This is a genomic window from Mariniflexile sp. HNIBRBA6329, from assembly GCF_043558645.1.
In the GTDB taxonomy this organism is placed as follows: Bacteria; Bacteroidota; Bacteroidia; order Flavobacteriales; family Flavobacteriaceae; genus Mariniflexile.
In genome coordinates, this window is the sequence record NZ_JBIFXS010000022.1 from 1 (window position 1) to 26513 (window position 26513).

At 35.2% G+C, this 26513-nt stretch carries 24 protein-coding genes; 13 read left to right on the forward strand and 11 right to left on the reverse strand.

All coding sequences use genetic code 11. The features are described from left to right. Positions 1 to 134: 134 nt before the first annotated feature. The 5 genes from ACGK9U_RS15385 to ACGK9U_RS15405 form a co-directional block, all read right to left on the reverse strand. Positions 135 to 578: a LexA family protein gene (locus ACGK9U_RS15385; protein ID WP_394467403.1), complete on the reverse strand. Its 444-nt coding sequence runs from the start codon at positions 576 to 578 to the stop codon at positions 135 to 137. Positions 579 to 784: 206 nt separating this feature from the next. Then, entirely contained in the window at positions 785 to 2041 is a 1257-nt protein-coding gene (locus ACGK9U_RS15390; RefSeq protein WP_394467404.1) for a Y-family DNA polymerase, read from the reverse strand. 80 nt (positions 2042 to 2121) lie between these two features. Continuing rightward, entirely contained in the window at positions 2122 to 2559 is a 438-nt protein-coding gene (locus ACGK9U_RS15395) for a DUF3157 family protein (protein ID WP_394467405.1), read from the reverse strand. 47 nt (positions 2560 to 2606) lie between these two features. Beyond that, a complete protein-coding gene (locus ACGK9U_RS15400) occupies positions 2607 to 2813 on the reverse strand; it encodes a helix-turn-helix domain-containing protein (RefSeq protein WP_394467434.1) in 207 nt (68 codons plus the stop codon). Positions 2814 to 2815: 2 nt separating this feature from the next. Continuing rightward, positions 2816 to 3412, reverse strand: a complete 597-nt coding sequence (locus ACGK9U_RS15405) for a DUF2975 domain-containing protein (protein WP_394467406.1) — start codon at positions 3410 to 3412, stop codon at positions 2816 to 2818. A 90-nt stretch (positions 3413 to 3502) separates the two neighbouring features. Between ACGK9U_RS15405 and ACGK9U_RS15410 the strand changes: the two genes are divergently transcribed. The 10 genes from ACGK9U_RS15410 (at position 3503) to ACGK9U_RS15455 (ending at position 13493) form a co-directional block, all read left to right on the forward strand. Then, entirely contained in the window at positions 3503 to 4633 is a 1131-nt protein-coding gene (locus ACGK9U_RS15410; protein WP_394467407.1) for an aminotransferase class I/II-fold pyridoxal phosphate-dependent enzyme, read from the forward strand. Next, positions 4630 to 5043, forward strand: a complete 414-nt coding sequence (locus ACGK9U_RS15415; protein ID WP_394467409.1) for a putative signal transducing protein — start codon at positions 4630 to 4632, stop codon at positions 5041 to 5043. The genes ACGK9U_RS15410 and ACGK9U_RS15415 overlap by 4 nt, the downstream gene beginning before the upstream one ends. Next, entirely contained in the window at positions 5040 to 5672 is a 633-nt protein-coding gene (gene bioD, locus ACGK9U_RS15420) for a dethiobiotin synthase (protein ID WP_394467410.1), read from the forward strand. Before ACGK9U_RS15415 ends, bioD begins: the two co-directional genes overlap by 4 nt. A gap of 47 nt (positions 5673 to 5719) precedes the next feature. Beyond that, the gene (gene bioA, locus ACGK9U_RS15425) at positions 5720 to 6985 is read left to right on the forward strand and encodes an adenosylmethionine--8-amino-7-oxononanoate transaminase (RefSeq protein WP_394467412.1); all 1266 of its coding nucleotides are present in this window, start codon (positions 5720 to 5722) and stop codon (positions 6983 to 6985) included. 157 nt (positions 6986 to 7142) lie between these two features. Then, complete coding sequence (locus ACGK9U_RS15430) at positions 7143 to 8318, forward strand: beta-ketoacyl synthase N-terminal-like domain-containing protein (protein WP_394467413.1); 1176 nt, start codon at positions 7143 to 7145, stop codon at positions 8316 to 8318. A 56-nt stretch (positions 8319 to 8374) separates the two neighbouring features. Beyond that, positions 8375 to 8947 carry a hypothetical protein gene (locus tag ACGK9U_RS15435; protein ID WP_394467415.1) on the forward strand — a complete coding sequence of 191 codons (573 nt, stop codon included), beginning with the start codon at positions 8375 to 8377 and terminating at the stop codon, positions 8945 to 8947. Between the two features lie 2 nt (positions 8948 to 8949). Then, positions 8950 to 10587, forward strand: coding sequence for a flotillin family protein (locus ACGK9U_RS15440; protein ID WP_394467416.1), 1638 nt, complete (start codon positions 8950 to 8952; stop codon positions 10585 to 10587). A 54-nt stretch (positions 10588 to 10641) separates the two neighbouring features. Continuing rightward, positions 10642 to 11730 (forward strand): biotin synthase BioB, encoded by a 1089-nt coding sequence (gene bioB / locus ACGK9U_RS15445; RefSeq protein ID WP_394467417.1) that lies wholly within the window; start codon positions 10642 to 10644, stop codon positions 11728 to 11730. 346 nt (positions 11731 to 12076) lie between these two features. Further along, a complete protein-coding gene (locus ACGK9U_RS15450; RefSeq protein WP_394467418.1) occupies positions 12077 to 12937 on the forward strand; it encodes a cupin-like domain-containing protein in 861 nt (286 codons plus the stop codon). A 64-nt stretch (positions 12938 to 13001) separates the two neighbouring features. After that, a complete protein-coding gene (locus tag ACGK9U_RS15455; protein ID WP_394467420.1) occupies positions 13002 to 13493 on the forward strand; it encodes a DUF6646 family protein in 492 nt (163 codons plus the stop codon). Positions 13494 to 13666: 173 nt separating this feature from the next. Here ACGK9U_RS15455 and ACGK9U_RS15460 read toward each other — a convergent pair whose 3' ends face one another. Beyond that, positions 13667 to 14143 carry a regulatory protein RecX gene (locus ACGK9U_RS15460; RefSeq protein ID WP_394467421.1) on the reverse strand — a complete coding sequence of 159 codons (477 nt, stop codon included), beginning with the start codon at positions 14141 to 14143 and terminating at the stop codon, positions 13667 to 13669. A 110-nt stretch (positions 14144 to 14253) separates the two neighbouring features. On the opposite strand from ACGK9U_RS15460, the gene ACGK9U_RS15465 reads away from it, so the two are divergent. Next, a complete protein-coding gene (locus tag ACGK9U_RS15465; RefSeq protein ID WP_394467422.1) occupies positions 14254 to 16872 on the forward strand; it encodes a T9SS type A sorting domain-containing protein in 2619 nt (872 codons plus the stop codon). Between the two features lie 103 nt (positions 16873 to 16975). Here ACGK9U_RS15465 and ACGK9U_RS15470 read toward each other — a convergent pair whose 3' ends face one another. From ACGK9U_RS15470 to gdhA, 4 genes are all read right to left on the reverse strand, one after another. Beyond that, on the reverse strand, positions 16976 to 19387 hold the full coding sequence (locus ACGK9U_RS15470; RefSeq protein WP_394467424.1) for a TonB-dependent receptor plug domain-containing protein: 2412 nt from the start codon (positions 19385 to 19387) through the stop codon (positions 16976 to 16978). 3 nt (positions 19388 to 19390) lie between these two features. Then, positions 19391 to 20110 (reverse strand): DNA repair protein RecO, encoded by a 720-nt coding sequence (gene recO / locus ACGK9U_RS15475; protein ID WP_394467426.1) that lies wholly within the window; start codon positions 20108 to 20110, stop codon positions 19391 to 19393. Then, entirely contained in the window at positions 20110 to 22446 is a 2337-nt protein-coding gene (locus ACGK9U_RS15480) for an ABC transporter substrate-binding protein (RefSeq protein WP_394467427.1), read from the reverse strand. Before ACGK9U_RS15480 ends, recO begins: the two co-directional genes overlap by 1 nt. Before the next feature lie 126 nt (positions 22447 to 22572). Beyond that, positions 22573 to 23916: an NADP-specific glutamate dehydrogenase gene (gdhA, locus tag ACGK9U_RS15485; protein ID WP_394467429.1), complete on the reverse strand. Its 1344-nt coding sequence runs from the start codon at positions 23914 to 23916 to the stop codon at positions 22573 to 22575. A 335-nt stretch (positions 23917 to 24251) separates the two neighbouring features. On the opposite strand from gdhA, the gene ACGK9U_RS15490 reads away from it, so the two are divergent. Together ACGK9U_RS15490 and ACGK9U_RS15495 are read left to right on the forward strand one after the other, a co-directional pair. Then, a complete protein-coding gene (locus tag ACGK9U_RS15490; RefSeq protein ID WP_394467430.1) occupies positions 24252 to 25082 on the forward strand; it encodes a glutamate dehydrogenase in 831 nt (276 codons plus the stop codon). A 48-nt stretch (positions 25083 to 25130) separates the two neighbouring features. Further along, positions 25131 to 25862 (forward strand): DUF3298 and DUF4163 domain-containing protein, encoded by a 732-nt coding sequence (locus ACGK9U_RS15495; RefSeq protein ID WP_394467432.1) that lies wholly within the window; start codon positions 25131 to 25133, stop codon positions 25860 to 25862. Here the strand turns inward: ACGK9U_RS15495 and ACGK9U_RS15500 are convergent. Beyond that, positions 25851 to 26315 (reverse strand): DinB family protein, encoded by a 465-nt coding sequence (locus ACGK9U_RS15500; protein ID WP_394467433.1) that lies wholly within the window; start codon positions 26313 to 26315, stop codon positions 25851 to 25853. The genes ACGK9U_RS15495 and ACGK9U_RS15500 overlap by 12 nt on opposite strands. Between the last annotated feature and the right edge of the window lie 198 nt (positions 26316 to 26513).

Sequence of the window (26513 nt, forward strand, 5' to 3'; positions counted from 1 at the left end):
ATGGTAAACCTAAAAAATGGCGAAGCCTTTAAAACATGACCACCGTCAAAGACGGTGGTTTTTTAGACTGAAATAAATAAATCTGGTTTGTCAGGTCGAGCGTAGTCGAGACCTAATTGAAAATCGAACGTGAGCTAATATACTTTTTTTATCACATTGGTAACAATTCCCCAAATAACAAAATCGTTTTCACTGGTTATTTTTATAATGGGATAATTGGGGTTTTCTGGTTGCAACCAAACACCTTCTTTATCTACTTTCAAACGTTTTACAGTAAATTCACCATCTAAGAAGCAAACGGCAATTTTGTTATTTGCAGGTTCCAAACTTCTATCTATAACCAATAAATCGCTATCATCCAATCCTGCACCAATCATTGATTGACCACTTACACGTGCAAAAAATGTAGCTTCTTTATTCCTAATAAGTTCTTTATCCAATGACAAGCGTTGTTCCTTAAAATCTTCTGCTGGCGATGGAAACCCTGCTGAAATACCTGCATCGTAAAAAAGTGCCCCTAAACTGTCTGATTCTGCAGGCGTAAAAAATGTTAGGTTATTGGATTGATGTAATATCATTTTTATTCTGTATTTCGTTTGTGTTAGGGATTACTCATCCATTTTATTTTTTAATCAATGAAATCGTGAATGCTAGACATTTGAAGCGAAAAGCCCGATCTGGTTCCTGAACTTGTTTCAGGATAAAGGTAACGCCCAAATAGTTTTGCTGGTTCCGTTTTTAAATTTAGTTCTAATTTATGAAATTATTGCCTTTGTTGGATAAATCATTTCACTTTAATAATATCATTGATATTGGTAGTGTAACGCGGTGACAATCGTTCTTGACGCATTTTCCAAGTGCGTTTTAAATCTTGATTCGCTATTTTTACTTTACTATCGGCATATTTAGCATTTAAACCGTCTATGGCTTTCATTAAAGGTTTGTGCTTGGGGTTTTCGTGTTCGAATAACTGTAATTGGTGGTTATTGGTTGGCACCAAGCCCATAACAATAACGCCTGCCCTTTTATATTTGATTCCTTTTTTAAAGATACTGATAACCGCTTCCACTGCTTGCTTACTTATAATTAAACTAGAATCGGTTGGATAGGATAAGGTTATTAATCTACTAGCGCTGTGTTGTTCTAAATCCTTTTTATGCCTGTCACTACTCAACATCACGTAAATAACATGACAACTGAAACCTTGTTTCCGTAGTTTTTCGGCGCAACTTGTGGCAAAGGTTGAAATGCGTTCCTTGATGTTTTCAATATCGGAAAACGTGTATTCGAAACTTCGTGTAGTGGCAATAGCGTGTTTGGATGAAACTTCATCTAACTGCAAGGTGGGGATGCCTTCTAAATCTTTTTTAAGTTTCCATTGGGTTATTGAGAAATTTTTACGCACCCAATCATCAGGCAGCTGAACAAAATCGAATGCGGTGTTGCATTTTTTAGCTTTCAACCGTTTTGTTAAACCGCGCCCAATGCCCCAAACATCTTCAATTTTAATCCATTTTAAGGCTTTTAGGCGTTTTTCTTCTGAATCGATTACATAAACACCTTTGGTTTCCTTAGGGAACTTACGTGCTATTTTATTGGCTACCTTACTTAACGCTTTTGTTGGTGCTATGCCTACACAGGTTGGAATGCCTGTCCATTTTAAAACACGGGTTCTTATTTGATTTCCGTAATCAGTAAAATTATAGTTTTCAAAGCCTTTAAACTGGATAAAAGCCTCATCTATACTATACACCTCCACATCGGGTGTAAATTGTTGTAAAATAGCCATCACCCGGCTGCTCATGTCCCCATAAAGCGGATAGTTGGATGAGAATACTTGAATATTGTTTTCTTTACAAAACCCTTCCCATTTAAAAATGGGTGCACCCATGGGTAAGCCTAAAACTTTAGCTTCATCGCTTCGCGAAATCACACAGCCATCGTTATTGCTTAAAATAGCAATGGGCTTGTTGCGTAAATTGGGGTTGAAGGCACGTTCGCAAGACGCATAAAAATTGTTACAGTCTACTAAGGCGTACATGAATGTAAAGATACGATTTTTGTTTACCTGTTTGTTCTATTTAGAGCTCACAGGTTTTAAAAACCTGTGAGCTCTATCTCTTAAAAAAACTTACCGCTTTCTATAATGGCATGTCCGTTGCGCTTGTAAGTTACTTTGGTTCCGTTGGCGCAAAAATGATAGACCGCTTTGGCCTTTTGTTCAGAAAATGATAACAAAACAACGTCTTCTACTTTACAATCATAGTCCTTTGCTACTTTTGCCTTTACATGATCTATAGTAGCTCGACCTTTTTTTAATTGCGATTGAATTTTATTGTCTAATTCTGGCTCTGTAAAACCATCTGCTAATTTACAGCCATCTTTTTTAATTGGTTCTTTAGCAGTGTTTTCTTTCGGAACTTCGGCATCAATGTATTCCCAAGTAAAGTCGGCTTTTAACCAAACACGCCTACCGTCTTCGGTTTTTACAATGTGATTGTTTTGTGAAAAACCGATGCATGAGATAAAAAACAAGAGAAGAAATAGATACTTTTTCATAGCCAGATAATATTTTGTGAATTACAAAAATACGGTTTCATATGAAACTAGTCTTCAACATACTCTAAAATATCTGCAGGTTGACAATCCAATGCTTTACAAATGGCTTCTAGGGTTGAAAAACGTACAGCTTTCGCTTTCCCCGATTTTAAAATAGAAAGATTCGCCTCTGTAATACCAATAATTTCAGCCAAATCTTTGCTTTTCATGTTTCGATTGGCAAGCATTACATCAAGATTTACGATTATTGACATCATTATATGGTTAGGTCGTTTTCTTCCTTCATCAAGACTCCTTCTTTAAAAATCTCTGCCATTATAAAGGCAAATAGTATTAAAAACAATGTAGTAAAAGGTATAGAAACTCCTTTAAAACCACCATTTTCAAAACGAAAGGCAGTATAGCTCGTTAAAATAGCACACCCTATTAAAAGCTGTCCTATTCTTCTAAAGGACTGTACATTATTTTTTCTAAATGTTTTAACATCCCTTACAGATTGCATCACCCTTTGAAATTCCAAAACACAAAAAAACATTAAAACTAACACACCAAGAAGTTTTGAATATGTGATATAAAGCGATACGGTTTTCAATTTATCTAGTGTAAATATTTCAGTATACTCTGCGTTTGTATCAGATTTCCACTTCATAGAATACAAATAGCCTTCCAAGTTAGTATTGATTTTAATTTTTTTAGAATTATAAAAGCTTCTATCTAATTGTAAATGAATAAATATTGCAGTAAATCCTATAATTAATAAAATAAAAATAGTTTTAGCAACCTTGCTTAAGGTTATCGCTGCATTTAAAAGGGAATTTCTGGTCATACTCAATAGTTTATTATCGTTTAACAATAACAAATATATAAAAATTATCGAAAAACAATAATTTTTTATTAAAAAAGATAAATATTAAATTAAACAGGTCTTTGTATCTTTGAGCTTATGTTTCCAAAAAAACTTCAACAAAAACTCGAAAACCGAAAAGAAACCAATGCTTTGCGCCAACTTGGAACGTCTTCTAATTTGGTCAATTTTTCATCGAATGATTATTTAGGTTTTTCAAAAAGTGAAACCATTTTTGATAACGCCCATAACTTTTTGATTGAACAAAATAGCGTTCAAAATGGCGCCACAGGTTCCCGATTATTATCTGGAAACCATCCCCTATTCCATATTATTGAAACTCTTTTATCAGAATTCCACAATAGCGCATCTGCCTTAATTTTTAACTCGGGCTACGATGCCAATGTTGGGTTCTTTTCTAGCGTGCCACAACGCGGTGATGTTATTTTATATGATGAATATATTCACGCCTCTATTAGAGATGGCATTCAACTATCTAATGCTAAGTCTTACAAGTTTAAACATAATGATTTAGAAAATATAGATGAGATGCTGAAACGCGTTCAGCATGACACCATTTACATTGTTACCGAATCTGTTTTTTCTATGGATGGCGATTCGCCCGATTTGGTTAAACTAACTCAAATCTGTAAAAAACACAAGGCGTATTTAATTGTAGACGAAGCACATGCCGTTGGTGTTTTTGGCGAACATGGTGTGGGACTTGTTCAAGAATTAGGTCTAGAAAATGATGTATTTGCGCGTTTGGTAACTTTTGGTAAAGCCATGGGGTGCCACGGTGCCGCTATTTTAGGAAGCGACCATTTAAAACAATATTTAGTGAATTTTGCTAGAAGTTTTATTTACACTACCGCACTATCGCCTCATACCTTAGCCACTATTCATGCTAGTTACAACGAATTATTTGTTACTAAAAACATCCAACAATTACATCAAAACATCCAATTTTTCAAGGAGGAAATAACAACCAACCAACTTCAACATGTATTTATTGAAAGCCACTCGGCCATTCATTGTTGCTTGGTTTCAGGTAATGCGCATGTAAAAAACGTTGCAAAAAAAATTCAAGAACATGGTTTTGATGTAAAAGCCATTTTGTCTCCCACCGTTCCCGCAGGACAAGAGCGTTTGCGTTTTTGTTTGCACGCCTTCAATTCTGAAGAAGAAATAACCAAAGTTCTGAAGTTGTTAACTACTTTTGCACTATGAATGAAACGTTCAAAACAATAGCTAGATTTCAGTATTCAACTGAAGCACAAATTATAAAAGGTCGTTTAGAAGCAGAAGGTATTAAAGTGTTCTTATCAGACCATATTACTATAGATACCGACCCGTTAGTTAGTAATGCTATTGGAGGTGTAAAACTAAAAGTACTGGCGCATCAAGCTGAAGAAGCGGAGCTTATTTTAGAATCCATTAAAAAATATTCGGTTGATGATGAAGGAGACAAAATAGTCTGCCCAAACTGTACGAATCAAGAAATAAAACTCTATTCCACTATAAAAGATGTTAAATCATTCGTTTCTTTTATTCTTGGGTTCGTATTTGGCACGCTTCCTTTTTATACAAAGCATAAATATAGATGCGAAAGTTGCAAAACTGAATTTGATTTAAAATGACAACATACTTTATAACAGGAATATCTACCGATGTTGGTAAAACCGTAGCGTCTGCTATTTTGGTTGAAGCTTTAGAAGCCGATTATTGGAAACCGATTCAAGCAGGTGAATTAGATAATAGCGACACCAAAAAAGTTCAAAAGTTAGTTTCAAACTCAAAGTCGAAATTCCACCCAAATGCCTTTGCTCTAGAAACGCCTATGAGTCCGCATGCTGCTGCAGAAATTGATGGCATTTCAATAGATATTAAAAAAATCAAAACGCCAAAAACAAAAAACCATTTGGTTATTGAAGGTGCCGGCGGTTTGTTAGTGCCTATAAACGATACACAAACAGTACTCGACCTGATACAACCTAGTTATAAAGTTATAGTGGTGTCTAGACATTACTTAGGAAGTATTAACCACACGCTTTTAACCGTAAATTTATTAAAAGAAAAAGGACTGGAAGTTGCCATAATTTTTAGTGGCAATGAACATAAAACCACCGAAGACATTATTAAAAAAATGACAAGCGTTCCCATTATAGGGCGTATCGACGAAGAACCATATTTTGATAAAAATGTGGTGAAAGAATATGCTGAAGAATTCCTGCGCACTCAGGAATCTCATGGTTTCTTTAAAAATTAGAATTAGAACAATAAACTAAGATTTCCGCTTTCGCGGAAATAAAAACTATGACACTAAAAGACCGCGATAAAAAACACCTTTGGCACCCCTTAACGCAACACAAATTGCACCCAGACACCATTGCTATTACTAAAGCAGAAGGCTGTGTATTAACAGATGAAAATGGAAACGATTATATAGATGCCATTGCCTCATGGTACACCTGTATGTACGGGCATTGCAACCCATATATTACCAGCAAAGTTTCTGCGCAAATGCAGCAACTCGACCAAGTAGTTTTCAGCGGATTCACCCACGAACCCGCCATAAAATTGAGTGAAGCTCTTATTAATATTCTTCCAAAAAACCAGAACAAACTATTTTTTAGCGATAATGGATCGACCTCTGTAGAAGTTGGTATCAAAATGGCGTTACAATATCATTTTAATAAAAATGAAAAAAGAAACGTTTTAATCGCTTTTGAAGATGGTTTCCATGGCGACACCTTTGGTGCTATGAGTGTTTCTGGCTTATCGGTGTACAACGGCTCTTTTGAAGAATTATTCTTAGATGTAAAACGCATTCCAACACCCAATGGTGAAAACCACGAAGCTATCTTAAGTACTTTAAAATCTATAGTTGAAACCAATAAAGTGGCAGGATTTGTTTATGAACCTTTGGTACAGGGTGCTGCCGCTATGAAAATGCACAACCCTGAAGGTTTAAATGAGATACTAAAATTCTGTAAAACCAATAACATCATCACCGTTGCCGATGAAGTGATGACGGGTTTTGGTAAAACCGGAAAACACTTTGCCTCCTTACATGTAGAAACCAAACCAGATATAATGTGCCTGAGCAAAGCCTTAACAGGTGGTTTGTTACCCATGGCAATTACATCATGTACACAAGATATTTACGATGCTTTTTACAGCGATGATATAAGTAAAGGCCTTTTTCATGGGCATACCTATTCCGCAAATCCGTTGGCATGTACGGCGGCTTTGGCTAGCATTGAATTGTTACAATCGGAAACTATACAAAACAACATACAACGTGTTATTGCGGCACACAAAGCCTTCAACACACATATTAAAAGTCATCCAAAAGTAAAAGCAACCCGTCAAACAGGCGTTATTTTTGCAATCGACCTAAATACAGAAATGGCTCGTTACGGCAATCTTCGTGATAAATTATTCAAGTTTTTCATGGATCATGGCGTGTTTTTACGTCCGTTAGGAAACACCATTTACATTCAAGCACCTTACGTTATTACTAAAGAGCAGTTAGAAAAAGTTTATAAAACTATTGATGAAGCTTTAGAAATTCTTTAGAGAGCACGCCCGTTATCCGCGTTTAAAAGGCGTTCCATCCATTGCTTAATTTCTAACACAAAAAACCTCAAAGGTTTTAAAACCTGTAAGGTCTTAAAAAACACAAACCAGTATGAAATAAAAGCAAGAACACGTACTTTTGCCAAAAACCAATAACTTGTACAAACCAATCTCAATAACTGCGGTCGCTTCTATTTCACCACTTGGAACATCACTAAGTGAGGCATGGAACAATTATAAAAGCCCACAGCACCATATTTCAGAAAATACGTTTCAAAACATAACTGCTTTAGTCGCACAAATTCCAGAAACGTCGCAAAAATTCATTGAAACATTAAGACAGTCTGATAATAAATACAAATCGTTGGACAACACCGTTTTATACGCCATGTACGCTTCAAGAGAAGCTATTAAAAATGCGGGGTGGAATGGTTCAGATAATTTTGGAATCAACATTGGTTCTTCACGTGGGGCCACCCATCTTTTTGAAACCTATTACGACGATTTTCTAAAAAACAACAAAGCCCAAACCTTAAGTTCGCCAACCACTACTTTGGGAAATATTTCCTCATGGGTCGCGCACGATTTACAAACCCAAGGGCCCGAAATTAGTCATTCCATAACCTGCTCTACTGCTTTGCACGCCATGTTAAATGGCATCGCATGGATTAATTCAGGCATGTGTAACAAATTTTTGGTTGGTGGTAGCGAAGCGCCTTTAACCGCATTTACCATCGCACAAATGCAAGCTTTAAAGGTTTATGCAAAACAAAAAGCTACCTTGTATGCGATTGAAAAATCTTACCCCTGTCGCGCTTTAGATCTAAATAAAACCAAAAATACCATGGTTTTAGGTGAAGGTGCTTCCATGGCTTGTTTGGAAGTTGGTGAAACTAAAAACGCCCTCGCCATTATTAAAGGTTTTGGTTATGCTACCGAAATTTTAGAACATAATATTTCCATTTCTAGTGATGCTGTTTGCTTTCAAAAATCGATGCAAATGACCTTGGGAGACACCAACCCAGAAGAAGTGGACGTTATTGTGATGCACGCTCCGGGTACTGTAAAAGGCGATTTATCAGAATATAATGCCATAAATAAAATTTTCTGTAACAAAACACCCAAGCTAACTACTAACAAATGGAAAGTAGGGCATAGTTTTGGTACTTCGGGTATGTTAAGTATTGAAATGGCCATTTTGATGTTACAGCATCAAGAATTTATTGAGGTTCCTTTTATAGAAAAACAAAAAGCACCTCGTCAAATTAAAAACATTCTTGTTAACGCTGTTGGGTTTGGCGGTAACGCTGTGTCGATTTTACTTTCAAAATAATGTTGTAAAATCATAAAAAGGTTTTATATTTCATAAATTTATAAACGATTTTTATTATGACCGATTGGTTTTCAAACTTAGAATTATTTCCGAAAATATATTGGGGCGTTGCGCTATTAGGTTCTTTAATTTTTATCATCATGATGGTTTTAACCTTCCTTGGTGGTGAAACGGACAACCTAGACACCGATACCGAAATAGAATCGGACACCGGTATTAGTTTTCAATTTATAACTTTTAAAAACCTTATTGGTTTCTTTACCTTATTTGGTTGGAGTGGCATTGCTTGTATTGATGCTGGTCTTTCAAAACCGTTAACCATTATCATTTCTTTGGTTTGTGGTTTAATTATGATGACAATTATGGCCGCCATGTTCTACTACATGCGAAAACTGAACGATAGCGGTACTTTAAACTTTAAAAACGCCATAGGTTCTGTGGGCGAAGTGTACCTAACCATTGGTGCAAACCGTTCTTCCATAGGGAAAGTACATATTAAAATACAAGGAGCTTTACGTGAACTGGAAGCCCTAACCGATGCTGATACCAATTTAAAATCATCAGCTGTTATTAAAGTAAAAGACGTTACAGAAAACGGAATTTTAATTGTTGAACTATTAACCAAATAACCATGACCTTATTAGTAACTCAAGCCTCAGATTTTGGCTTACCAGTAGCAATCATTTTTGCTGTATTATTTGTATTTGTATTTTTCATCGTCTTAGTAAGGCGCTACAAACGTTGTCCTTCAGACCGCATTTTAGTAGTTTACGGTAAAGTTGGCGGTGGACAATCGGCAAAATGCATTCACGGTGGTGCAGCCTTTATTGTTCCGGTAATTCAAGACTATCAGTTTTTAGATTTAACCCCTATTTCTATAGAAGTTAATTTGGTGAACGCTTTAAGTAAGCAGAACATTCGTGTTAACGTACCATCACGTTTCACCATTGGTATTTCCACCGAGCCAGGTATTATGCAAAATGCTGCCGAAAGACTTTTAGGTTTGGGTCAAAATGAAATTCAAGAATTGGCGCAAGAAATCATATTTGGTCAGTTACGTTTAGTGGTTGCTTCTATGGATATTGAAGAAATTAATTCCGATCGCGATAAATTTTTAACCAATATTTCTGAAAGTGTTGAATCGGAGCTTAAAAAAGTAGGTTTAAAACTCATCAACGTAAATATTACGGATATTGTTGACGAGTCTGGATATATTCAAGCATTAGGTAAAGAAGCTGCGGCACACGCTATCAATGCGGCTAGAAAATCGGTGGCAGAAAAAACCAGAGATGGTTCTATTGGTGAAGCAAATGCGGTACAAGATGAACGCACACAAGTAGCAGAATTACATGCTAAAGCAAAGATTGGTGAAGCCAATGCTATGCAAAATGAACGCACACAAATTGCAGCAGCAAATGCACTAGCCATGATTGGAGAAGCCAACGCAAGCCAAAACGAACGTGTACAAACAGCAAGTGCCATTGCCAAAGCAAAGATTGGTGAAGCCGAAGCTTTAAAAGAAGAAAGAATAAAAACATCTGAAGCAAATGCACGTGCCATTGATGGAGAAAATATTGCAAAAATTTCGATTGCAGAATCGGATGCTTTAAGAAGAGAACGTGAAGCCGAAGCCGAAAAAAGAGCCATTGCTGCTGAAAAAGTACAGGCTGCAAAAGCATTGGAAGAAGCCTATGCTGCCGAAAAATTAGCGGAAATAGCCAGAGCAGAGCGTGTACGTTCTACCCAATTGGCTGATATTGTTGTTCCTGCGGAAATTGATAAAAAGAAAGTAGAAATTGATGCGGAAGCTGAAGCTGAAAACATTAGAAGAATTGCAAAAGGACAAGCTGATGCTATTCTATTAAAAGCACAAGCAGAAGCGCAAGGTTTATATGAAGTACTGACCAAACAAGCGGCTGGTTTAGACCAAATTGTTAAAGCTGCCGGAAATAGTTCAAAAGATGCGGTGTTATTATTAATTGCCGATAAATTACCCGAACTGGTAAAAATACAGGCCGAAGCTATTAAAAACATTAAAATTGATAAAGTAACCGTTTGGGAAAATGGCAGTGGAAAAGATGGAAAATCGTCTACGGCAAACTTCCTTTCGGGTATGTACCAATCGGTGCCACCATTACAAGAAATGTTTAATATGGCAGGTATGGAATTGCCTGAATACTTAAAAGGCAAAGACATAAAAGACAAAAATACCGAAGCAACAAGACCAATGCCTAGAAAAGATGTTGATAAACCTGAAGATAAAAAATAAGATAAAATTCCACCTTGCGGTGGAATTTTTTACTTTTACATATATTTGCAGCATATGAGCGAGACAAGACACAACTGGACTAAAGAACAAATTTTAGAAATATACAACAAGCCGTTAATGGAGTTGCTTTACGAAGCAGCTACCGTACACCGTTTGCACCACGACCCTAACACGGTACAAGTTTCTACTTTATTATCTATTAAAACAGGTGGTTGTCCTGAAGATTGTGGCTATTGCCCACAAGCGGCACGTTACCACACCAATATTGAAGGCAACGACTTGATGAGTGTGCAACAAGTAAAAGCACAGGCTTTACGTGCTAAATCTAGCGGAAGCTCGCGCGTGTGTATGGGTGCTGCATGGCGTAATGTAAAAGATGGCGAGGAATTTGACCAAGTATTGGAAATGGTACGCACCATTAACAAACTAGATATGGAAGTATGCTGTACTTTAGGAATGATTACCGAAAACCAAGCGCAACGTTTGGCCGAAGCTGGTTTGTATGCCTACAACCATAATTTAGACTCCTCGGAAGAATATTATAAAGAAGTTATTTCTACACGTGGTTTTGAAGACCGTTTACAAACTATTGACAACGTTAGAAAAACCAATGTAACCGTTTGTAGTGGTGGCATTATTGGTATGGGCGAAAAAATTGAAGATAGAGCTGGCATGTTGGTAGCACTTTCTACTCTAAACCCGCAACCTGAATCGGTGCCAATTAACGCATTGGTTGCTGTTGAAGGCACACCACTTGAAGACCAAGAGCCTATTTCTATTTGGGACATGATACGTATGGTAGCCACCACCCGTATTGTGATGCCTGAAACCCAAGTTCGCTTAAGTGCCGGTAGAACACAAATGACGCGCGAAGGACAAGCTATGTGTTTCTTTGCTGGCGCCAATTCTATTTTTGCTGGTGATAAATTATTAACCACGCCAAACCCCGATGTAAACGAAGACATGAAAATGTTTGAATTATTAGGGTTGAATCCACAAAAGCCCTTTATTAAAAAAATGAAGCCTCAAACGGTAGAAGCTTCAGAATCTCAATACCAAGCCTTGGGTGAAAAACCAAAATGGAGTAGACCAGAGCATAAAATTGAGCGTAACGAAGCTGCTAAAGCGAAGACTATAAAGTAGTAATCCGTTTATAGTTTATATAAAAGTATCGTTACAAAGGTTTTGATTATACTTATGTGATGTTTCTTTATGTCGACATGACTAACGTTTCCATTTGAGTTAGGGATTACTCATACATTCTATTTTAAATTAATGAATTCGTGAATAAAACCTATTTGCAGTGAAAAGCCCACAGCGATCCCGATAGCTATCGGGAGAGTAGGACTTGCAACCCTTCGTCTGTGCTCAGGACAAACTACAGTCCGACTGCCTGCCTGAGCACAGACAAAGGGTGTGGTAACGCCCAAAATACTATTTCTAGTTTCATTACGTTTCATTAACTTTGACCCACTAAATTAAATAAGCCTTGTCGTTGAACTTACAAGATATTCCTCGTGTAAAAACAATTACGAAAGAGGATTTTTTAAAACACTATTTTAAACCGCAAAAGCCTGTGGTTATTGAATGTTTTATTGAAAACTGGCCCGCGTATAGTAATTGGAGTTTAGACTATATGAAACGCGTTGGCGGTGACATTACTATACCCCTTTACGACGATAGACCGGTAGATTACAAAGACGGTTTTAACCAGCCACACGCTAAAATGAAATTGGCCGATTATATTGATTTGCTAAAGCGCGAACCCACAAAATACCGTATTTTTTTATGGAATGCCATTAAGGAAATACCGCAATTGCAAAAAGATTTTTCGTTTCCCGATTTTGGTTTGCGTCTCTTAAAAGGCTTTCCCATGTTGTTTTTTGGCGGACGCGATTCGTACACCTTTATGCATTACGATATAGATTTAGCCAATATTTTCCACTTCCATTTTGAAGGGCAAAAACAAATTATTCTGTTCGACCAAAAACAGAACAAATATCTATATAAAGTACCGCATGCGCTTATTACTCGCGAAGACATCGATTTTGCCAACCCCGATTTTGAAAAATGGCCTATGCTTAAAAACGCCCAAGGTTACCAAACCACGCTAAACCATGGTGAAGTTCTCTACATGCCCGAAGGTTATTGGCACTACATGCGCTACATAACGCCTGGGTTTTCCATGAGTTTACGTGCCATAGCCCGCAACCCGAAAAACTTTAGCAAAGCCATTTACAACATTGTAGTTATGCGAAATTTTGATAATGCCATGCGCCGCATACAAGGCCAAAAATGGATAGATTGGAAAAACCAACAAGCCATTACAAAAACCCATAAGAACTTATAAACAAACCTATTATTTTACAATAACTTACATATATTTGCACCACTTTAAAAAATTTAAGAAAATCATGCGGAAATTAATTTTATTAGCATCCATTCTAAGTGCAACGCTTTGTAATTCTCAAGCATACACAGGTACAAACGATAACAAACTACAATTAGGAACCAATTTGCAAAACAATGCAACAGGCATAAACATAAGTTACGATTATGGTTTGGGCGAAAACATTTCGGTTGGTGTATCATCATCATACGCTTTAGGTCTTAAAGACGATATTTCGGCTAGTTTTGGCGACCGTTTTGATCTTAAAGCACGTTTTAACGCCAACTTAGGAAACGTTATAAATGTGGACAATAATTTTGATGTGTATCCGGGTTTAAACCTAAGCCTTAAAAACTTTGGTGGGCATTTAGGAATGCGCTACTTCTTCTCAGATGGTTTTGGTGTTTACACCGAGTTTAATGTGCCTTTTGCAAAATATAACACCGATGCTTTAGATGCTGGCGAAAAATTACACAACCAGTTTACACTTAATTTAGGTGCTTCTTTTAACTTGTAAAAAAAGTACTTTATAACAATATACAAAAGTGGAAAATTTAGGTTTTTCGCCTTTTTTTATACGTCATTGGTAACGCAGTGAAGCAATCTGTTTTTCGTTATTCTGAACTTGTTTCAGAATAATATACAAAAAAATCCTCTTTATGCGACCCTGAAACAAGTTCAGAGTGACGGCTATTTTATAAGTTCATTCGCCTTATCATACACCAAATAGCTTTCCCAACCACGGTATAAAAAGTAATCAATAAACTTCTTTTTTTTCTTATAAGCGTTGGGCTCTTTTATAGAATTCGCTTTTTTTTCGGCTAAAGAATTAAAATACTCGTTGTAATCCTCTTCCGATATAGCTGCAAGTGCTTGATTTATATTAAATTGGCTGATGTCTTTTTGCTTTAATTCAAAAGTCAAACGGCGTCGGCCCCAAGCCTTAAATTTAAACTTACCACTTACAAATGTTTTGGCAAAACGTTCTTCGTTTAGAAAGTTATGCTGCAACAGGTGTACCACAATTACATCAATAGCTTCCGGGATCATGCGCATACCCGTTAGTTTCTGCACAACTTCTTTATGGCAACGTTCTTGGTACGCACAATAATGCTCTAGTTTTATGGTGGCTTCTTGTAGCGTATATGTTTTTTTGGTTTGCTGCATAGTTCTCCAAAAATAACAATAGAAACAGAAACAACTAGTATAAAAAAATTATAAAAACCAAATCTGACTATACAATACCAAACGGATGTACAACTTATAAACTTAACAACTTGAAAAAAACCACACTTATAAAAAAAATCTCTTTTTTCGTTGCCTTTTTTTGTACGGCTAATTTTGGGTTTGGGCAAACATGTATAATTTCTGAAGATTTTAACAGAACCGATAATACTGCGATAGGAGGTTCATGGACTGAAGTAGGTGGTGATGCGTCAATTTTTTCTAACGTCTTAAGATTGGAAACAGGTGGAGCGATTGGTAGAGATTATATATACCAAAATGTTAGTGGTGTTTATAATACACAATTAAATTTGTTATCAACAAGCATAAGCTGGGTTTTTAATATGCGTTTAGGCAGGTCTGATCCTGGTGGATTTGATAGTAATGAATATGGAATAGCATTTGTTTTAGGAGGAACAAGTTCTGATTTTACTACTGGAAACGGATACGCTGTTGTTTTAGGTGAAAATGGCGTAATAGATAATATAAGGTTAGTGCACTATACTGGAGGAATTGATTTAAATAGTAATTTAACCGATATTATAAGAGGAAGTTTTGATTATAATAATTTAGAACATTCAAGCATTAAAGTTACTTATGCTCCCTCTACGAATACTTGGGAATTGTTTGTAAGAGTTGATGGAGCTTCGTTTGCCGACCCACTAACATTAACAGCAGGAAATTCTCAAGGCACCGCAATAAACACTACTTATACTGGTTCGAATCTTCCTTTTATTGGAGCATTTTATAATCATAATTCAACTGCAAACGATAGAGCTACGTTTGACAATATTCTTATTGGACCAATGACCACATGGACATCTGGTTCTTGGGATAATGGAACACCAACTATAGGTACACATGCTGTTATTAATGATTATTTTGATACAAGTGTTAGTGATGGCATCCAAACAAGTTTTAGTGCTTGTAGCTTAACAGTTACTAACAACGGTATTTTACAAATTGGCAACAACACATTTGTTGAAGTTCAAAATGATATAACTGTTGATGCTGGTGGTGAAATTTCTTTAGAGCCATCTGCTGCTGTAGTTCAAATTGATGATTTAGGAACCGTAACCAATAATGGAAATATTTACGTATACAAAGAAACTGCTCCTATGAATGCTTGGTATGAATATACCTATTGGAGTTCGCCAGTTTCTGGAGCTCAAATAGGTGTCGCTCTGTCCGACTCTCCAGCAAATAGACGCTTTAAATTTAATGGGCAAAACTTTCTAGACCATTGTGGTGAAACAGGGAATAATAACATTTTAGTATGTGATGATGGTTTTGGAAATGGTGTTCAAGACGATATTGACGATAACAATAACGATTGGCAAGTAGTAGCTAGTAATACTGTAATGCAACCTGGTATTGGGTATGCAGCCACACTTACTGAATTTGCATACAATATTGCACCTGGTAATTCTGGAAAACAAATTAGAGCTGCAGCATTTCAGGGACCATTTAACAATGGGGTTATAACGGTACCTATTTATAGAAACGATTTTGAACCAAATGATTATAATTGGAATTTTATTGGAAACCCATACCCATCTGCTATTGATGCCAATTTGTTTTTATCAGCTAACAGTAATATTGCTACCGATGTTAATGGTACCGGCTATACAGATGGCGCTATCTTTTTATGGTCTCAAAATACACCACCTTCTGGCAGCACCAATGGCAATCAAGTGTTAAACTTTTCAAACGACGATTATGCTATAATTAACCTTGTAGGAACAAATGCTGCAGGAGATGGTTTAACACCTTCTAGATTTATTCCATCGGGTCAAGGCTTTTTTATTTCTATGTCTAATTCAGCTACGCCTATCTCTTCAAGCACTAACAGTGATGGACATACAATAGCACAAGGAGAAATCGTGTTTAATAACTCTATGCGTGTAAAAGGCGCAACAGATAACAGTCAATTTTTCAAAAACACCAATTCAAAAGAAAAAACGAATACTGTCGCTGCAAATAAAATATGGGTTGATTTAACCTCAGACAATGGTGTATTTAACCAAATTTTAGTTGGCTATGTAAATGGTGCCACCAATGGCGATGATGGTATTTCCTTTGATACAAATAAGTTTTCAACTAAAGGTGCTGTTTTATATTCAACAATAGAAGGTTCAAACAAAAAATTTGCTATTCAAGGTAAAGATGTAAATAGCATCAACGAAAATGAGACTATTAAACTTGGTTTTAGAACTTCTATTACTGTGGCTACTTTATTTAAGCTATCTATCGCACAATTAGAAGGCGACTTTTTAAACAATAACACTATTTATTTAAAAGATAATTTACTTAATAAAATACATAATTTATCGGCATCCAATTATACGTTTACATCAGGTATTGGTGAGTTTAACAACCGTTTTGAAATTACATTTAGCAACAAGGCGCTGGCTGTAGAAGATGTGCTTTTAAATAAAAATGTCCTTAAAATTATTGAATTGGATAACGATTATGTTCAGTTTAATACCTCTGATAATCTAAATATTAAATCGGTACATATTTTCGATTTATTGGGCAGACAGTTGTACCACTTTAAAGGTGAAACTACTTCTGAAACTTACAAACTTTCAAACTTAAATAGCAGCGTTTACATTGCCAAAGTAGCGCTTTCTAACGGAGCAGTAATTACTAAAAAGGCGTTTAAGAGGTAATAGGGTTCTCATCTCGAACGGATATGAGAGATCTCATAATCATGGAATATACCGGATAATTTGGATGTAATTTCTCGTTGCTCTTGAAACGACACCTACGACGTTACAAACTATATTTTAAAGACAAAATAAAGTTTCTACCTGCCGCTGCAATACCCGATGAATAAGTTTTATAACGTTGGTTTGTAATATTCTCTAAACTGGCGGTTATACTAGTCGATTTACTTATTTGATATTGGCTTCTAAAATTAAGCGTGTACCACGATGGGCTATATGGATTACCATTAACATCTTTTGCATATAAATAACCTTTTTCAATTTCAGAGGGTGCCAATTGGTAAAACGAAAACTCATTGTTATAAACCGCAAAAGCATCCAATTTAAGATTGTTATTGGTATAAACTAAATGGGTGTTTCCAAAATTAGGTGCTGCATGCCTTACAGGAAGCTTAACAGTATCTTCTTCTTCCGTCCCACCAACCACACTGTATTGCGATGTTGCTTGTAAATTATCGGTTATGGCTAATTTCATGCCAACTTCAAAACCATAGATCCAAGCTTTTGCTGCGTTTTGTATGGCTTGTACGTTGCTTAATTCACCATCGTACATAATTTCAGTGTTGCCATTCAATGAGAAATCGCGACGCACCAAGGCATTGTCTAAATACGTATAATAGGTGCTCATATCTAAAACAAAGGTGTTGTTGAAGTCTAATTTCAAACCTAACTCACCACTATAAGCATATTCTGGTTTTAAGTTGTTGTTTGGCACCACCACCGAACCCGGTTCGGAATCGAATACTTTGCCAACATCATCAATATTTGGCGCTCTAAAGGCTGAGGACGCGTTTAACTTCCATTGCAAAATAGGATTGGGCGACCATCGGATGCCCGCAGTCCCTGTAAGTGCAGATGCTTCGGTTTTAGATGTGTTAAAAGGTAAGTTTAGATATATGTTGTTTTCTGAAAAATCAGCATTCGAAACTACATAGTTAAAACGCAACCCCGATTGAAATACAAATTTTAAATTGGGTTTGTATTTGATACTTGTATAAGCTGCTGCCGATTGCCAACTAGAGCCATCAGGATATCTGGAAACGGTTGGAATAGATATATTTGTGCTTATATTTTCTTCATCACCACCAGAAAACACTTTGTTGTAAACATACTCCACACCATAAAAAAGTTCGGTTTTAAGCGCTAGGCTTTTTTCAAAATCTAAGTTAAAAGAATAAGCATCAACAGCTTCAGCTCTCAAATTTCTAATATCCGACTGAAAATCTCTATCCTTTCTGCTTTCTTGAAAATTTTGATAGGCGATGGTGGCTTTTATTTTGTCATATAAATTGGAATTACTACTTAATTTGGTAACCTGCAAATTAGACATAAACCAGTTTTGTGGCCCATAATTCCATTCTGCCGAACGTAGCACGCCACTTTTATAGCGAACCAATCTATCGTACCTAGTATAATCGGATGTGGTGGTATAAAACAACCCCAAACTAAAGCTTAAATTATTTTTCGGTTCAAAAAGCACCCTTTGCAATAGGTTTAATTGTTGGTAGCCGGTAGCTTTTTGCACCAACGGATTATTGTTTTGGATTATAACATCGCCTTTGCTGGTTGCCAGAACAAATTCAGGACGAAAATATTCGTCAGGCCCGTGTTTTCCCATGCGTAAGTCGCCAAAATCGTTATAACTGATATTGGTTAAGAACGCCCATTTTTTGTAACCTAAATTAAAATCTAGATGTCCTGTTTTTTCATCGTTTGCCGTGGCGTATCTTAAAATCGTATTGGCTTTAAAAAACAACGAATCGGTTAACGATGTTTGCGGTTGCTGGGTATAAAAACTCATAACGCCACCAATGGCATCGCTTCCATAAATAACGGAGCCAGAACCTAATGTAACTTCGGTGTTTTGAATTGAAAACGGATCGATAGAAATAACGTTTTGAAGATTGCCACCTCTAAAAATAGCATTGTTCATTCTAACACCATCAACGGTAATAAGTAGGCGGTTGGTTGCAAAACCCCTAATCATGGGGCTACCGCCACCTAATTGGCTTTTCTGCACGTATACTTGCCCTGTGCTTTCTAATAAATCGGCACTGGTTTGCGGGTTTACAAATTGAATAGTTTCCGCATTAATATTTATTATTTTTTGTGGAATATCGCGCTTATTCTGTTCAAATTTTGAGGCAGAAATCACTATCTCGTCCAACCCTTCTGTATTAGATTCTAAATAAACCCTGTTTAATTTCCCTAATTGTTGTTTGGTTATTGCTTTTAGTATGTGCGATAAATGTTTGAAATAAATGGTTTCTGTACTTGAAAACGCCTCTAAGGAAGCTTCTCCCAAAAAATTGGTAACCACACTTTTCGATTTATCTACATTATAAATGGCAACTCCAAAAATGGGCTCTTTACTTAAACTATTAAGCACCTTAATGTTTTGGGCATTTACTTGTGCAAAAGCAAACAAAAAGAATGAAATGGTATAAAAAAATTTCATGGCTTAATTAAATACCTGATTAAATATTTGCAGTGATTTTGGTGGTTTAAAACTACCCAAATGTAATTCAAAATAAAGCAACATCATATTTAAAAACGATTGTCTTTGTTTTGAATTAATCTTTACTGTTGGTAATGCCTCAAATGTTGTGCCTAATAGTTGTTTTAACAATATTAAATTTTCTCCTGAAATGGTGTAATCGTCGTATTGTTTACTTTCAAACTTGCCTTCTCTTAGATTGAAATAGGAAGATTCGGTACTAGTTGTATCTGGGTAAAATCCCAAGTATTTTGATAAATTCAGAAGAAACAGAAGATGGAAATTTGAGTATTCGGATTGTTCATCCAACCACAATAAGGTGGTTTCTATATAGCTAAAAAGGGATTCATTTGGTTCTTCTTCTTTTAACGTACTTGACAATACTTCAGATAAAAACATTACAATAGCACTTTTTAAAACATGGGTATGTAAGCTGCTATAAACATGGTTCATTTTAGTATCACTAACACTTTGTAACGACCTATTTTCTTTATAATTTATGCTTAATTGTAATTGTGAAAGTGGTTGAAAATAAGCTGCTTTGGTGTTTGATTTTTTACTTTTTAAAACTCCGCGTAATAAGAAACTAACAACACCTAATTGCTCTGTGTAACATTTTACAATTAAATCGTTGTCTTTATATTTTAATTTGGAAAGTACAATAACGTTTGTATTAATAAGCATTATCTAACCACCATTATTTTTAAAACTTTAGTTTCGAAAGTATCTAAATCGGACAGCATAACCAAATACACGCCTGATGCCACTATATTGTTAACTAGATTTTTTCCATTCCAATAAGCTGTCCCTCCATCTATTTCAAGATTGTAACCATTATAACGTTGATTGGTTCTTGATTGAGCTTCGGCAACCAAATTACCTTCAATATCGGTTATTTTAATATTAACGTTTTCAGAAATGTCTTTAATTTTCACTTTTTGATCTACAATATTGAAATTAGGCCTCACCGGATTTGGATATGCGTAAGCATTTTTTAATGTTTCAAAAGTATTGGAGCCGCCCGATCGAAAAGATACCAAACCCTTAGTTGTAGCTACATAAACAATGCCGTTATTACTATCCAAAGAAATATCGTTAATGATATTTGAAGGCAAAGGTGAATTGTCTTTTGTAAAATGGTAAATGGTTTTTTGCCCATCAGAAGACAAATAAAACACTCCTGAATCGCCAGTTCCAATCCACTTATTGTTGGACCCATCTACTTCAATATCAGTAATAAATTGTTGAAAAAGTAATTCTTTGGCGATGCCATCTTCTAAAATAACAATCTCATCTACTTTAATATCTTCTTCAAAAAAATTAGATGTATTATATAAAACACGTAACCCTCTAAAAGTACCAATCCACAGTTGGTTTCTTTTGTCTAAAGCTAATGCTGTAGCATATTCTGTAGGCATATTTTTCTCTTCCGTTTTTACATTCTTTATTAAAACACTGTTACCGTTTTCTTTAAATCCTATAAAACCATGATCATAACTCGCTATCCACTTTGTTCCGTCTGAACCTATAACCAAATCGCCATACCCAAGGTTTCTACTTTGAATGATACTACTGAAACTATACGATTTCCATTGATTGCTTGAAGGATTATATGATTTTAACGGGCTATCATTCAAACTAGTAACCGTCCATAAAAGGCCATTGGCATCAAAAGCAGTTGGTCCCACACGAATATCAATATAATTTGGATCATTAGGCAGTATTAAAGACTCTAATCCACTATTGGTTTCATTATATAAAATAGTTGGAATTTCATCATTAACTTCCAATAACCCACTAAAAAAGGAACTAATAAATACTTGATTATTGTTAGACGGATTTATAGAAATCGTGTTTAAACTTTTTGCATCAAAAACATTGTCATAAGGTGTATTAATCCATTCATTATTTTTTAAATGACTAAATCCAAGGCTATTTAACGGGTAAGGATTAAAAAACAAATCATATTCACCAAATGTAACCCACAATCCATTGGGCTCTGCTTTTACAGAAAAAGGTGAATTTAGTAGTGGTCCATCAGGATGGATTTCTTCAAAACCTGTTGGAGCAGTAATGGGAGTTTTTAAAACTCCAAAATCAATTGTTCCTATATAAATAAAATCAGTACCTATTGTTGCAGAAGTATATTGTGTTGGAAATTCAGTGCTTACCGCAACTTGCGATATAATATTAAAATCTGCATCGTAAACGAATACATTATTGGCAGTTGAAACAACCAAATTACCTGAAACATTATTAACATTTAAAGGTAAGGTGTTGTATTGAAACAGTGGGCTCAACACATCATTTACTACATTAAATATTTGCCTATTTGTGTTTACCGTATAAAGCTTATCATTAACCGTTTCAATAGCCATAAAATCTCCAGTGGTAATGGTTTGCCAATTTTGGTAGTCTACTAAGTTAGGGCTTGTAACCAGCGCTTTTCTTATACCATTTCCGCCGTAACAAGCAGCATAAATATAGTCTCCAAAAACGGTAGTTTGGTTTACTTGTAGTTGGCTACCACCATTGCCTATAAAATATGTATCGCCAAACTCAAGTCTTTCTAAATTAAAAACCGAAATACCATAATTTGTAGATACATACACCAAATTTTGATAAGCATTAAAATGGTTTATTCTTTTTTGAACTGCTGGAATGGTTGATTTTTCAATAATATCTACAACTGTTAAAATTTTATCATCGTTATCAAAAGCAATTTCAATAAGTCCACTTTCATAACCAATAACCAATAATTCATAAACATCACTGTAATAAATAGTTGAAATGGTTTCACCCGATAATCCATTAACTGTATTAAGTTCTTTTATTTCATTTGTTTGAACATCATAACTAAAAATAGCATTTTCGGCTGCAGCATAAATTTTATTATTGCCTTGGGAAACTTGCTTGATGTTGAAATATGAAAAATGTCCTTTCCAAAGTGTCGAAAAATCTTGAGCAAATGGAAATAGCGGAACTAAATAAATTATAAATACAATGAGTCTTTTAAACATTCGTGGGATTTCAATAATCAAATATATTTATAACTAACGAATTTTGCTTTAAAATAATATATAATAAAGCAAAAAAGCTTCCAATTTATATACTTGGAAGCTTTTAGATTTAATTTACTTTAGTTTCTATACAATGCCTTGTGCCAACATAGCATCGGCCACTTTTACAAAGCCTGCAATATTTGCACCTTTTACATAATCGATATATCCGTCTTCTTGTGCCCCATATTTGGTACAAGAATCGTGAATGTTAGACATGATATCTTTCAATTTTAAATCTACCTCTTCCCTTGTCCAATTAAAGCGTAAAGAATTTTGAGTCATTTCTAAGCCAGAAGTAGCTACACCACCTGCATTTGAGGCTTTTCCTGGCGCATATAAAATACGGGCTTTATGAAACTCTCGAACCGCTTTAATAGTGGATGGCATATTAGCGCCTTCGCTAACGCAAATACAACCATTTTTCAAAAGCATTTTTGCATCATCATCATTTAATTCGTTTTGAGTTGCACACGGTAAAGCTATTTCACATTTTACCTCCCAAGGCGTTTTGCCTTTAATAAATTTGGCTTTAGGATACGTTTCTAAATAATCGCTTATTCTGGCACGTTTTACATTTTTAAGTTCCATAATAAGTGCTAATTTTTTAGCATCAATTCCTTCAGAATCATGGATATACCCCGATGAATCGGACATAGTTAATACCTTAGCTCCTAACTGTATACATTTTTCAGTAGCATATTGCGCCACATTACCAGAACCTGAAACAACTACATGTTTCCCTTTTAAATCTTGCCCTTTAGTTTCTAACATTTTTTGAGCAAAATAAACAGTCCCGTAGCCTGTGGCTTCTGGTCTAATTAACGAGCCTCCCCAAGACAATCCTTTGCCTGTTAATACACCCGTAAATTCGTTCTTTAGTTTTTTATACATCCCAAAAAGAAATCCTACTTCTCTAGCGCCTACACCTATATCGCCAGCAGGCACATCGGTATTCGGACCAATATGTCTAAACAACTCACTCATAAATACATGGCAAAAACGCATAATTTCGCCATCACTTTTTCCTTTAGGATCAAAATCACTACCTCCTTTACCACCACCCATTGGCAATGTTGTTAAACTGTTTTTAAATACTTGTTCAAAAGCTAAAAACTTTAAAATACTCATATTTACGGTTGGATGAAAACGTAAACCGCCTTTATAAGGACCAATAGCTGAATTCATTTGAATTCTATAACCTCTATTTACCTGTATTTCGCCAGCATCATCAACCCAACAAACACGAAATGTAATCACGCGTTCTGGCTCTACCATTCTTAACAAAATGTTTTTACCATAATAAATATCGTGTTCAATGATGTAGGGAATTACAGTTTCTGCAACTTCCTCTACTGCCTGTAAAAACTCTGGTTCGTTACCATTTCGTTCTTTTACTAGGTCTAAAAAAGCTTTAACATTACTTTTCATTAGTTTAATTTTATTGTTTTAAAATTGAGATATTATATCCAAATAATTATGGATATAACATCTATTAATAGTTGTTATTTTGTTAAACATTTTAGTTTCAATTAGTAAGATTGTTCTTAAATACGATTAAATTAGACATCTCAAAAAGCATCAAATTTATTGAAAAAACAATTTAACGATGCAAATATACGTTATCTTTAAAAATATTGATGTTTTTTTTTGAAATTCGCAATATATAGTTTTGGCAATTAAGGTGTCAAATTTTAATTATTTGTTTCTATACTCAGTTTTTATATATTTGTTGTTATTAATGCCTCAAAAAACGGAATCTTATTATGCTTAACTGTAAACGTTTAGCTTTTTTTTTATGTTTGTTTTCTTTCTATCAAACGGCATTCTCTCAACTAGGATTTTCCCATGAAATTGGCGTTATTGCAGGACCTGTAGAATTTAGATCAGATTTTGGTAGCCGTAATGAAGAAGCTACAAATTTAGGAAACTCAGGTATTGGCATTGGTATTGTTCATTATATAAGTTTTGCCTATAGTGCAGATTGTAATTGCTATACAACGGATACCTATTTTAATGATCACTTTAAGTTGCGAAGTGAAATTTCTTGGAATAAAACAAAACTTAACCACCATGGATTTTGGGTGCAGCCCGATAAGGTTAGTGATAATGCCGATAGACTTAGAGCGCATAGTGGAGTAGCCGAAAACTTTGATATTGGCATGCAACTGGAATACTTTCCATTTAGCATTCGTTCCTTTCAGGCTTTTGCTTATAGAGTTGCTCCTTTCGTAAGCTTGGGTGTGCACTACACATCTTATAACCCTAAAGCAAAAACCACCTACGCAAATCCCAACCCAGATGCTTATGGCGATGTGTTCGATCCTTCAAATATATATTCACATTGGTTCGATAATTACACCCCTGGCGTAGATCCGTACCCTATAAATGTTGATGGTGGAAGCACTTGGTCTGTTGTAAGCAGCGTTGGGGTCCGCTATAAACTTGGGGTGCTATCAGACTTAATGCTTGACTTAAGGTGGCAATACTATTTTAGTGATTGGATAGATGGTTTGGACCATAACTGGAGAGATTATGACAGAAGGGACGACTGGCTAGTTTGGTTAAATGTAGGTTACATCTATTATTTAGATTAAAAAACCTTTCTTTTTCATCGGTGTATTCAAATGCAATAATTACCTTTAATGAAGGTTAATAATTTACACATGTATTACAAAAAACTCCTACTACTTATTTGTTTTTCTTCTTTTATTTTTTCATGTAATGAAGAGTTAAAAACAACATTTTCAATTAGTAATATTACCACTGAAAACAACAAATTAGTTGAAGCAAACATACCTAAAGCCTTTGGAAATGATTTGGTAATAACTGAAATAAATTCTGAAATAAGCAAAACAGTAATAGCCGCTTTACAAATTGGAGACCCAGACACCATTACTTCAAAATCTATTGAAGAAAGCATCACTTTATTTAATGAAGAATTCAATAAGTTTAATACCGATTTTCCTGATGTTACACAACCTTGGGAAGCTCAAATTGATGGGGAAGTCATGTTCCGATCGCCCGAAATTATAAGTATTGCTATTACTTCCTACACAAATACTGGAGGTGCTCATGGTAATACTAACATTTCATTTTTAAATTTTGATGCAGTAACTGGGAAGCGTATTCAAAATAGCAATTTAATTACAAATAAAGATGCTTTTAAAAATGTGGCTAAATCTTATTTTAAAGATGCTCTTACTGAAGATGATGTAATTTTTGAACCTGATACTTTTCAGTTACCTGCCAATATAGGTTTTACCATAGAAGGCGTTATTTTACTATACAACACCTATGAAATTGCACCTTATTCAACAGGAATTATAGACTTTACAATTCCCATTGAAAAAGTGAACGATTATTTAGCTTTTTAAAGTTCGTAGTAATGCCATAACGTAACCTAAATGCATGCCTTCATGGAACATAATAAACTGGAAGGCTTCATCAATGTTTGTTAATGTATTTCCGGTTGTAGAAACAGTGTATTCCTGGTAGCTTTTAAATAAGCTATTGCTGTAATCTTCTTTTGCTTTTTCTATCGTTGAAAAAAGCAAATCCTTTATTTCGTTTACTCCTTCTTGTGTTACATCACCTTCTGGCTTGGTATCTTTTCTGTATTTTCCAACCAATTCGTCGCTTATAGCTAATGGCAAACCCGATAGTTTATAGGCTAATAGTTGTTGCGTAACTACTACATGCCCAATATTCCAAATAATATTATTATTAAACCCTTTTGGTATTTTATTTAAATGCTCTAATGACGTGTTTTCAATAATTCTGTTAAAGGTTTTTCTGGTATTTGGTAAAACTTCTAATGTAAAATGCATGGTAATTTTTTTATAAAAATATCTTTATTTAATTTGGCTATAAATATATGATAATTATGAAATGAGCCATGACAAATATGATATTAAGCAAAAATATTTAATGGCGAATTGCATATTGACCAGTAAAAAACCTCCGTTAAAAACGGAGGCTTTGATTTTCAGATTAGCCCCAAAGGGGCATTAGGCTCATTCATGATG